The 10,189-nt window shown below is 68.8% G+C and carries 7 protein-coding genes; 2 read left to right on the top strand and 5 right to left on the bottom strand.

Annotated elements, in window-relative coordinates:
• Positions 1–740 (bottom strand): aminotransferase class I/II-fold pyridoxal phosphate-dependent enzyme (locus tag ACKAE7_RS19535; RefSeq protein WP_408980059.1); only part of this gene is annotated, 740 nt, incomplete at its 3' end.
• A 58-nt stretch (positions 741–798) separates the two neighbouring features.
• On the opposite strand from ACKAE7_RS19535, the gene ACKAE7_RS19530 reads away from it, so the two are divergent.
• Positions 799–1,455 carry a YczE/YyaS/YitT family protein gene (locus ACKAE7_RS19530; protein WP_408980058.1) on the top strand — a complete coding sequence of 219 codons (657 nt, stop codon included), beginning with the start codon at positions 799–801 and terminating at the stop codon, positions 1,453–1,455.
• Between the two features lie 16 nt (positions 1,456–1,471).
• Here ACKAE7_RS19530 and ACKAE7_RS19525 read toward each other — a convergent pair whose 3' ends face one another.
• Genes ACKAE7_RS19525 through ACKAE7_RS19515 form a run of 3 tightly spaced genes read right to left on the bottom strand, consistent with a single transcriptional unit; the run spans position 1,472 to position 8,937 of the window.
• A complete protein-coding gene (locus ACKAE7_RS19525) occupies positions 1,472–2,308 on the bottom strand; it encodes an Fpg/Nei family DNA glycosylase (RefSeq protein ID WP_408980057.1) in 837 nt (278 codons plus the stop codon).
• The gene (locus ACKAE7_RS19520; protein WP_408980056.1) at positions 2,301–7,364 is read right to left on the bottom strand and encodes a DNA glycosylase AlkZ-like family protein; all 5,064 of its coding nucleotides are present in this window, start codon (positions 7,362–7,364) and stop codon (positions 2,301–2,303) included. Before ACKAE7_RS19520 ends, ACKAE7_RS19525 begins: the two co-directional genes overlap by 8 nt.
• A gap of 52 nt (positions 7,365–7,416) precedes the next feature.
• Positions 7,417–8,937 carry an FAD-dependent oxidoreductase gene (locus ACKAE7_RS19515; protein ID WP_408980055.1) on the bottom strand — a complete coding sequence of 507 codons (1,521 nt, stop codon included), beginning with the start codon at positions 8,935–8,937 and terminating at the stop codon, positions 7,417–7,419.
• A gap of 189 nt (positions 8,938–9,126) precedes the next feature.
• Between ACKAE7_RS19515 and ACKAE7_RS19510 the strand changes: the two genes are divergently transcribed.
• Entirely contained in the window at positions 9,127–9,591 is a 465-nt protein-coding gene (locus ACKAE7_RS19510; protein ID WP_190613198.1) for a DUF4383 domain-containing protein, read from the top strand.
• Between the two features lie 109 nt (positions 9,592–9,700).
• Here ACKAE7_RS19510 and ACKAE7_RS19505 read toward each other — a convergent pair.
• Positions 9,701–10,189, bottom strand: a 489-nt coding sequence (locus tag ACKAE7_RS19505) for a DUF4232 domain-containing protein (RefSeq protein ID WP_408980054.1), incomplete at its 5' end; no start/stop codon positions are given.

Below are 10,189 nucleotides of genomic sequence, written 5' to 3'. Positions count from 1 at the left end.
GCACGGGCGCCGCGGGTGCCTGTGCCGGGACCGGCGGAGAATGCCACCGGGACCGGCCTGCAGCCGGCAGCCCGGATCGCGTCGAGGGCGTTGGGGTAGCTGGGATGCTCCACCAGTACGCGGTCCTGCCTGCCGGCCAGGGAGCGGAGGATGATGTTCAGGGCGTGCTGCGCCCCCGATGTCACCATGATCTGGCCGGCGGTAGTGGGCGCCCCGGCCGCCGTGTAGCGCGCCGCAACTGCCTCCCGGAGCGGGAGCAGGCCCAAGGCGTCGTAGCCGAAGCCGGGGAGCAGGGCAGGCAGCTCGGTGAGGGCGGCGGCGAACGCACGGTGCACCACCTCGCCGCTGGCAGGAAGCGAGGCGTACGCGAGGTCGATCAGTCCTTCCGGAGCGGCGAGCCCGGGGGCGGTCAGCGCCGGATCGTTCCGCGCCGGTCCCGTGAAGAGCGTGGTGCCAGCCGGGGTGAGGCGCGGGATCCGCGTCCGGCTCCTGCTGCCCTGGCCGCCGGTCAGGAAGCCCTGCTCGCGGAGCAGCCCATAGGCGGCAGTCACCATGGTCCGGCTGACGCCCAGGGCTTCAGACAGGGCGCGCTCGCTGGGCAGCGCAGTGTCCAGGGCCACCCGGCCGTCGAGCACCAGCAGGCGTACGACGTCGGCCAGCTCGCGGTAGCCGGGCGTTGCGGCGGCGTTCCATTCGCCCAGGAGACGGGAAAGACCGGAGGCGGTGAGGGATGACATCAGGCCAGTATCTCAAACTGGCTATGTAATTCAAGGCCAGTTTTCTGCCAGAGTCGTCTTTATGTTGACCCGCAGACTCCTCCAGCTCTTTACCGGCCTCGCCATGTACGGCGTCTCGCTGGCCATCTTCATCCGTGCAGGACTGGGCCTGGACCCCTGGGACGTCTTCCACCAGGGCGTGGCCGGCAGGACAGGGCTCAGCATCGGCGTGGTGGTCATCATCGTGAGTTTCCTGGTGCTTCTGCTCTGGATTCCGCTGCGCCAGTGGCCCGGCTTCGGCACATTGTGCAACGCCATCCTGGTTGGCGTGTTCGCGGACATTGGCCTCGCCCTGATTCCGGCTGTGACCCATCTGGGCGGGCAGATCTGCATGCTCGGCGGCGCGGTGCTGCTGAACGGCATCGCTTCAGCCTGCTACATCGGTGCCCGGTTTGGTCCCGGCGCCCGCGACGGGCTGATGACGGGCCTGGCCAGGCGCACCGGCTGGTCCGTCAGGTGGTCCCGCACGCTGATCGAGGTAGTGGTCCTGGCTGTCGGGTGGTTCCTGGGCGGCTCGGTGGGCGTGGGCACCGTTGTCTACGCCCTCGCCATCGGACCCCTGGTCCAGCTGCTGCTCCCGCTGTTCATGGTGCCGGCGTCACGCCGCGCAGACATCGCTTCACCGGGAGGCAGCAACCCCGGAACTCCTGCGCCGGCGTCCCTGGCCGGCAACAGCTGAGGCACCAAACGGTGGCCTACCCCTGGGCCGGCAGCGACTGGCACTGGGGGCAGAAGTAGATGTCCCGTTCCTCGTCCCCGTTCAGCTTGCCCAGCACGCCGCGGCGGATGGGCGTCCCGCACTTCAGGCAGGGCTGGTGTTCCCGGCGGTAGACCCAGTAGCCGGGCCGCCCCGCCATCCGGCCGACCGGCATGCCGCGGGCGTTGAGGATGGTGACGCGGCGGCCCGGGCCCAGGTTGACCTCCAGGAGCTGTTTGGCGTCCGTCATCATGGTCCGCACATCCTGGACCGCCGAGACCGGGGAGGCAGGGTGCACGCCGGACAGGAAGCATGTTTCGCAGCGGTAGATGTTGCCGATCCCGGCCAGGTTGCGCTGGTCCAGCAGCGCCACGCCGATGGGGACGTCCGGGGCGGAACGGACCCGCCGCTCCGCCTCGTCCAGGTCCCAGTCCGGCCCCAGCAGGTCCGGTCCCAGGAAACCCACGATGGAGTCCTCGCTGGCGGTGGCAACGACCTCAACAATCCCCAAGGAAAATCCGACGGCGTCCGCTGCGGCGGTGCGCAGCACGCACCGGGCTGTGTAGCCGGGTTTCCGCCATCTTCCGCCGGGCGGGTACACCTGCCAGGTTCCCTCCATTTTCAGGTGCGAATGGATGGTGAGCTTTTTGTCGTCGGGCCCCACCACACGCATCAGCAGGTGTTTGCCGCGGGGCACCACCTCCGCAACGGTCCAGCCGGCAAGGTTGAGGGTGGCAAAGCGGGGCACGCGGAAATCGGAAGCAAGGAGCTTTTGTCCTTGCAGGGCCTGGTGCAGCTGGTTGGCTGCCCGCCAGACGGAATCGCCCTCAGGCACGGATCCTCAGTCCTTTCGGGGTGGAATAGGCGCCGGCCGAGCTCAGCGCGGCAGCTATAGGGGTATCCAAAATGCCGTGCCCGTTTACCTTCTCCATGATCAGTTTGTCCACGGCTCCCCGGGTCACCACGCCCACCAGTGCCGCGCCGGCGGCCGAGAGGACGGCTTCATCGCCGCTGAAGGCCAGCAGTGTCTTGCCGCCCCGCTCCACGTAAAGGACCAGCGCCCCGTCCACCAGCACCACCAGGGCACCTGCCTTCCGCCCGGGACGGTGCCCAGTACCGGCGTCGTCCTGGAGGGCCGGCCAGGGGAGGGCCGCTCCGTACGGGTTGGCAGGGTCCGTTGCTGCCAGCGCGAGGGCAACGGGTTCGGGCCGGGCGAGCTGCGTGTCCTCCGAGTAGGAACGAAGCCGGTCAACAGTGGCCGGAACGGCGAACTGGGCCGCACCCAAATGCTCGATGAAGTAGCCCCGCCGGCAGCGTCCGGCTTCCTCCAGCCTCGCGAGGACCTTGTACATGAGGCCGAAGCCGCCCAGGATCTGTTCCGCCATCACGGACCCCCTGGTGACCACGCCGTAGCGGTCCAGCAGGAGTTCAGCCGTGGCACGGGCGTGGATGGTGGGGTCCAGTTCCGGTTGCGGCAGGGCAGACCAGCGGCCGGCGGCCATCGGGGGAGTTGACGCACCTCCGGCCGACGCGCTGTACCTGCCGCCCGCCAGGCCTGGCGATCCCATGAGCCCGCTCCCGTGGGAACGGCCCAGCCTGCTGAGCCGGGGTGCCCTGGCGCGGGGTGCGCGGGCCACCTGCCGGTGCGCGGTGTGGCCACCGGCGATCAGCGCGCGGACCGGGGCGAACGTATCCCCGGTGATCCGGCCCGCCCATGCCAGGTCCCAGAGTGCCGTCACCACTTCCTGGTCGCTGAGGACGGCATCCATGCCCCCGGCGACGTCCGTCAGCTGCCTGAAGAAGTAGCCGCCGCCGTTGTTGCGAAGGTGCTCCAGGAGGCGCTGCTGCGCATCCCCGGGTTCGTATTCGATGGCAGGATTCAGCGTCAGTTCGGCGGAGTCGGCAAGGTGGAGGCTGATCCAGCCGTCGTTTCCCGGCAGGGCTCCGGCGCCTGACCACAGCACCTCCCCGGCGGCCATCAGTTCATCCAGCATGGCCGGCTGGTAGTTGGAGACCCTGCCGGCAAGGACCAGCGGTTCCCAGGCCGACGCCGGAATGGGGACCCCGGAAAGCTGGTCGACGGCGGTGATGATGCCGTCCAGCCCCCGCAGCGACGGCTGGCCGCGCCCTCCGCCGGGTGTCCTGACATGCTGCCAGGCGGGCAGGAAGCGCCCGTAGGCTGCCGCGTCCACCGGTTCCACTTCCGCGCGGAGGGCTGCCAGCGAACGACGGCGGAGCTTGCGCAGGACCTCGGCGTCGCACCATTCGCTGACCACCGTGTGCGGGGAAAGGCTGGGCGCGGGTGGTTCACTTGCCGGCGGGCTTTCCTCCGGTTCAGTGCCGTCTCCGGCGGCACCACCGGTGGTGTTTGGGGCGGTTTCCGGTGGCCCTGCATGCGGCCGGAACTCGCCCTCCACCACACGCCCGTCTGCTGCCAGGCGTTTCAGGGCAGTGCTTACCACTGCCACGCCCAAGCCAAGCCGTGCTGCTGCCTCGGCCGCGGTAAAGGGTCCGTGCGTGCGGGCATACCGCGAAACCAGATCGCTGAGGGGATCCGCGACGGGTTCGATGAATGCGAGCGGGACCCCCATGGGCAGCGGAACGCCTATCGCATCCCGCAGCCGCGCGGCATCCTCCACAGCCGCAAAGCGTTCCGCGCCGCCGATGTTCACCTTGATGGCACGGTTGGCGCGCTGAAGGGCCACCAGGTGGGCGGTGGCCTCCGCCGGTTGGGCGTGCCCGGCGTCCACCGGGCTTTCAACGTGACCGGTTTCCTCAGAGGCACTGGTGTCCGCAGTGCCCACCCCGGGGACGCCGGGTGGCTGGCTCGCCCCGTCTGGTTCCAGCCTGGCGGCCACCTCCTCGGGCGCCAGGGGGCCAAGCAGCCGCAGCAGGTCCGCCACTCCTTCCATGCCCCGCACCCGCCGGTCCGGCGCCAGCCGCTGCAGCTCGCGCTCGGTGGCCCCGATGACCTTGGCGTCCAGCAGTTCGCGCAGCTCAACGCGCCCCAGCAGCTCGTTAAGGAGCGTGGAATCAAGGGCCAGTGCGGCGGCACGGCGCTCCGCGAGAGGAGAGTCGCCTTCGTACAGGAACTGCGCCACGTACCCGAACAGGAGGGACTTGGCGAACGGGGACGGCTGGGACGTGGTGGTCTGGACGATCCTCAGCTCGCGCCGCTCAACGGACGCCGCGATGTCCTTCAACGCCGGGAGGTCGTAGACGTCCTGCAGGCATTCACGGACGGTTTCCAGCACGATGGGAAAGGTTGGGTACTTCCGGGCGACGTCGAGCAGCTGGGCGGACCGCTGCCGCTGCTGCCACAGCGGCTGCCGCTTGCCCGGGGTCTGCCGGGGCAGCAGCAGCGCCCGTGCGGAACACTCCCGGAACCGCGAGGCGAACAGCGCGCTCCCGCCCACCTCGGCTGTGACAATCTGCTCAAGCTCCTCGGGATCGAAGAGGAACAGCTCCGCTCCCGGTGGCTCATCCTCCATCATGGGAACGCGCAAAACGATGCCGTCGTCCGCGGCCATCGCTGAGCCGTCCAGGCCGTACCTCTGGTGCAGGCGCTGCCCGACGGCGAGTGCCCAGGGGGCGTGCACCGGCATGCCGAACGGGCTGTGCAGGATAACGCGCCAGTCGCCCAGCTCATCGTGGAACCGCTCCACCACCAGGGTGGTGTCGCTGGGCACCACTTCGGTGGCCAGCTTCTGTTCGGTGAGGTACTGGATCAGGTTGTTCGCGGCGAACTCGTCCAGCCCGCTGGCTTTGCAGCGCTCGGTGGCAGGGCCGGCGTCGGACGCCGAGAGTTCGCGCACGAACGCGCCCAGGGCACGGCCCAGGTCCACGGGCCGGCCGAGCGAATCGCCCTTCCAGAAAGGCAGCTTGCCTGGCTGGCCGAAGGCGGGTGAGACCAACACGCGGTCATGGGTGATGTCTTCGATCTTCCAGCTGGTGGCGCCCAGCGCAAAAACGTCCCCCACCCGGGATTCGTAGACCATCTCCTCGTCCAGCTCGCCGACCCGCCGGCCACCCTTGGGAGCGGGCGCCGGTTTGCCATCCGTGGCGGGGGAGGCTGATCCTTCCACCTCCGTGCCGATGATGTACACACCGAAAAGCCCGCGGTCGGGAATGGTCCCGCCGGAGGTCACCGCCAAGCGCTGCGCGCCCGGCCGGCCCTCGATGGTGCCCGCGTTGCGGTCCCAGATGATCCGTGGGCGGAGTTCGGCGAATTCGTCGGACGGGTAGCGTCCGGCTAGCAGGTCCAGGGTGGCTTCGAACGCTGAGCGGGGGAGTGACGCGAAGGGCGCCGAGCGCCGCACGGTGGCAAACCAGTCCTCGACGTCGATGCTGCCCAACGCGGTGGCGGCAACGGTCTGCTGGGCCAGGATGTCCAGCGGGTTGGCGGGGATGCTGAGGCGCTCGATCTTCCCGCCGAGCATCCGCTCCACCGTGATGGCGGTGTGCACGAGGTCCGCCCGGTGCTTCGGGAAGAGGACGCCCTGCGAGACTTCGCCCACCTGGTGCCCTGCCCGGCCCACCCGCTGCAGGCCGCTGGCCACGGACGGCGGCGATTCCACCTGCACCACCAGGTCCACGGCGCCCATGTCGATGCCGAGCTCCAGGGAGGACGTGGCTACCACGCACCGCAGCCGGCCGGATTTCAGGTCGTCCTCGATGAGCGCCCGCTGGTCCTTCGAAACGGAGCCGTGGTGCGCGCGGGCCAGCACCGGATCTGCCCCCGCAGAGCTTCCAGCCTGCGCCATCATGTGCGCCGGGGTGGAGGCGGGAACGCCGGGCGCCGCTGCCTGCTGGGCCGGGTCATCCCAGCCGCCGCCGGCCGCCACCAGCTGCCGCTCCGCGTAAATCTCGTTGAGCCTGGCCGTAAGGCGCTCCGAGAGGCGGCGGGAGTTAGCGAACACGATGGTGGACTGGTTGGCCAGCACCAGGTCCACGATCTTCTCTTCCACGTGCGGCCAGATCGATGCCTGCGGCTGGAGTCCGGAGGCGGGGCCGGAGTCGAAAGCCCCCGCGGCGCCCTGGAGGTCGGACATGTCCTCCACCGGGACCGAGACGGTGAGGTCCCAGTTCTTCCTGGCAGGAGGGGCAACAATCTCCACCGGTGCTGAACCCGCCAGGAACTGCGCCACGAGTTCCTTGGGTTCCACGGTGGCGGACAGTCCGATCCGCTGGGCCGGCTTGGGCAGGAGGGCATCCAGCCGCTCGAGGGAGACCGCCAGATGGGCGCCGCGTTTGGTCCCGGCCACGGCGTGGACTTCATCAATGATGATGGTGTCCACTTCGGTCAGCGTTTCCCGCGCCTTGGACGTGAGCATGAGGAACAGGGATTCCGGGGTGGTGATGAGGATGTCCGGCGGGTTGCTCAGCAGTGCGCGGCGGTCAGCAGTGGTGGTGTCCCCGGAGCGGACGCCCACGGTGGTCAGCGGTGCCGGCAGCCCAAGGCGCTTGGCGGTCTGGGTGATGCCGATCAGCGGGGAGCGGAGGTTCCGTTCCACGTCCACACCCAGGGCCTTCAGGGGTGAAATGTACAGGACCCGGGTCTTGCGCTTCGGTGCCCGGGAACGCTTGCCTTTCGCTGCGGCCGTGGAGTTTCCCGCAACTCCGGCAGCAACCGGTGCTTCCGGTGCTTCCGCGGAGGAAGCCACGAGCAGCCGATCCAGCGCCCAGAGGAAGGCGGCGAGGGTTTTTCCGGAGCCGGTTGGTGCTACAACCAGGGCGTGTGAACCCGAGGAAATCGCATGCCAGGCGCCCTCCTGCGCGGGCGTTGGCTCTGAAAAAGCGCCGAGGAACCAGTCGCGCGTGGGCCTGCTGAACTGGGCCATGGTGCTGGCGCCGGTGCCCTTTCCGCTGGTGGGGGCCTCTTCCTCGATCATGCCTCCATCATGCCCCAAGGCACCGACACTGATGCCGGCCGCCTGCCCGGGTTCACGCCTTGCCCGCGGACGGAAGGTCCCTGGTGGCGGGCCCCTCCAGGAGTTTCCCGTCGCTGCTGAACCGGGAGCCGTGCAGCGGGCAGTCCCAGGTCAGCTCGCTGTCATTCCAGTGCAGGATTCCGCCCAGGTGCGTGCAGACGGCGGACAGCCTGCAGGTGGTGCCGTCCACGGTGGAGGCGGCCACCGGTTTGGGTCCCTGGCTGTACACCCTGCCCTCGCCTTCGGCCGGAACCACCGGGGCGGGATCCGGCGCCTTCTTGTCCTTTCGCAGGCCGTCCGCGGCTAATTGCCCCCAGCCGGAGGCAAGCTTGCCCGCCACGCCGGCGTTAAGGGCGACGGCGGAGAGGGCGCCGGAGGGCGAGGTGACCCTGCGGTGGATGGTGTCCGCCCAGGGCACGTTCCCGCCGAGGATGTCGGCGGAGATGCCGACGGCGGCCGCCACTGCGTTGGTCATGCCCCACTTGCTGTAGCCGGTACCGAAGTGGATGTGGCCTTTGCCGCGTGGGAACCTGCCAAAGAAAGGCATGAGGTTGGTGGGCATGTAATCCTGCGCGGACCACGTGTGGGTGGCAACGGCGCCGGGGTAGTGCCGGGCGGCCCAGTCCAGGAGGCTGCCAAGATGGTGTTTCTCGGACCTGGCCCGGCCCACGTGGTGCCCGTGCCCGCCCACCAGGAGCAGTCGGCGGCCGTCCGCGTCGTAGTCCCTCAGCGAGTGGGTGGGCTGTTCCACGGAGAGGTACATGCCCGGGGGCGGAGCCTGGTCCTCCTGCAGCTGGAGGGATGCCGCGTAGGAGCGGCTGGGCTTCAGTTTGGCGAAGTACAGCCCGCGGTCCAGCACGGGAATGCCGGTAGCGAGCACCACCTCGTTGGCGGTGACGGTGCCGTGGTCGGTGTGCACCGTGGCGGGTCCGCTGCCGGTGACGTCCTGCAGCCGCACGCCGCCCACCACGGATCCTCCCCGGCCCCGGATGTCCGACACCAGTGTCTCCAGCACCTTCACCGGGTGGATCTGTGCCTGGTCCGCCAGGCGGACGGCGCCGTGGACGGGAAACGGCAGGCCGGCGTCGCGCACGTATTCCAGCTCCAGCCCGGCGGTGGTGCCGGCGCTGACCTCTTCGCGGAGCTTTTCCGTCCCCTGCGCGGAGGCTGCGTAGGTGTAGGCATCCCTGCGCTGGTACGGGACGCTATGTTCGTCGAGGTACCGCAGGAGCCAGGCCTGGCCCTCGCGGTTGGCATCCACGTACGCCTGCACCTGCTTCTGTGAATACTGGCGGGCGAGCTGTGCCAGAAACGTCCCTTGCAGCAGGGTCACCTTGGCGGTGGTGTTTCCGGTGGTCACGGCGCCGGGGTACCTGGCGTCGAGGACAAGAACGTTCTGCCCGGAGCGTGCCAGCAGCAGTGCGGTGACCAGGCCGGTGAGCCCCGCGCCGGCCACCACGGTGTCGTAGGTGCCTCCCGGCTCGAACGGATCAGAGGTGAACGGTTCGCTGCGGTCCAGCCAAATCGACGTCATGCCTGCTCAGCCTGCCTTTTTATCCAGGCCCCGGTGGGCCAGTTTGTGATGGGTCCGTTATGAACCCCCACCCATAGATGGCGTATTTGCTAAGTATACTTACGATGTCGGGGTTTAAGTCTATGGTCAGGTGGCAGCCCGGCAGGCACGAAGTGAACATCACGACAAACAGCAGGAGACGTCATGAGCATGAGTTCCGACGGCCGCGCAGTGGGCCGGACCACCATCCAAACGGCAGCCCTTGCCGTGGGAGCTGTCTTCCTCCTTGTGGGCGTCCTGGGCTTCATCCCCGGCATCACCACCAACTACGAAACCCTGGGCTTCGCCGGGCATGAATCCGGGGCGCTGCTGCTGGGCATCTTCCAGGTATCCATCCTGCACAACATCGTCCACCTGCTGTTCGGTGTGGCCGGTATCGCCATGGCTCGCAGCGCCGCCCAGTCCCGGAACTACCTCATCGGAGGCGGCGCCGTCTACCTGGTCCTGTGGATCTATGGCCTCCTGATCGGCAAGGACACCGCGGCGAACTTCGTGCCGGTGAACACGGCGGATGACTGGCTGCACTTCGTCCTCGGCGTCGCCATGATCGGGCTGGGTGTTGCCCTGTCCCGCGGCACTGCCCGCGCCGGCCGGACCACCACGGCCACCAGGTAACCACGCCCCGAACGAGCCCGAACAAGTCCAAACAAAGAGAAACTGCAGGCGGCCCGGCATCTTGCCGGACCGCCTGCAGTTTCTTTGTGGAGTCCCGCCGCGGAGGAAATCAGGCCGGCTGGAACGGGCTGATCGCCAGCAGCGTGATCGCACTGTTGCTGCAGGCCCTGGTGGGCTGGGGCAGGAACAGGGATTCCGTGTCCTCGGGCGGGTAGATCCGGTAGCCGGCCGCATCCACTATGCCGCAGTCGGAGTAGTTGCCGGCCTGGGTGTAGCGCAGCACGGCCGAGCCGGTTTGTCCGGGGGCCAGGAGGACATCCGCCGCCGCGGTGGATTCGTCGCGGACCGCCGGCGCGCCGATGGGAGCACCGGCCGCATCAGCGGTTAGGGACACCCCGGGATAGCCGCGGAGGACGCACGGTTCGGAGCCGGTGTTGGTGAGGTTGAGCTTCATGTATACGCTGCCGGCCGCCCCGCCTCCTGACGCGTCGGTGGCCGCCGAGAGCCCTGCCGCCTTGCATTCCAGCACTTGCCCCGCCAGGTACTTATGTCCTGCCTTGGACATGTGGAGCCTGTCGGAGTCCCACATCCGCCGGTC

Source organism: Pseudarthrobacter sp. NKDBFgelt, from assembly GCF_046097905.1.
Taxonomy (GTDB): Bacteria; Actinomycetota; Actinomycetes; order Actinomycetales; family Micrococcaceae; genus Arthrobacter; species Arthrobacter polychromogenes.
Note: the sequence above shows the minus strand (reverse complement) of the source record. Positions and strands in the feature narration are given on the sequence as shown.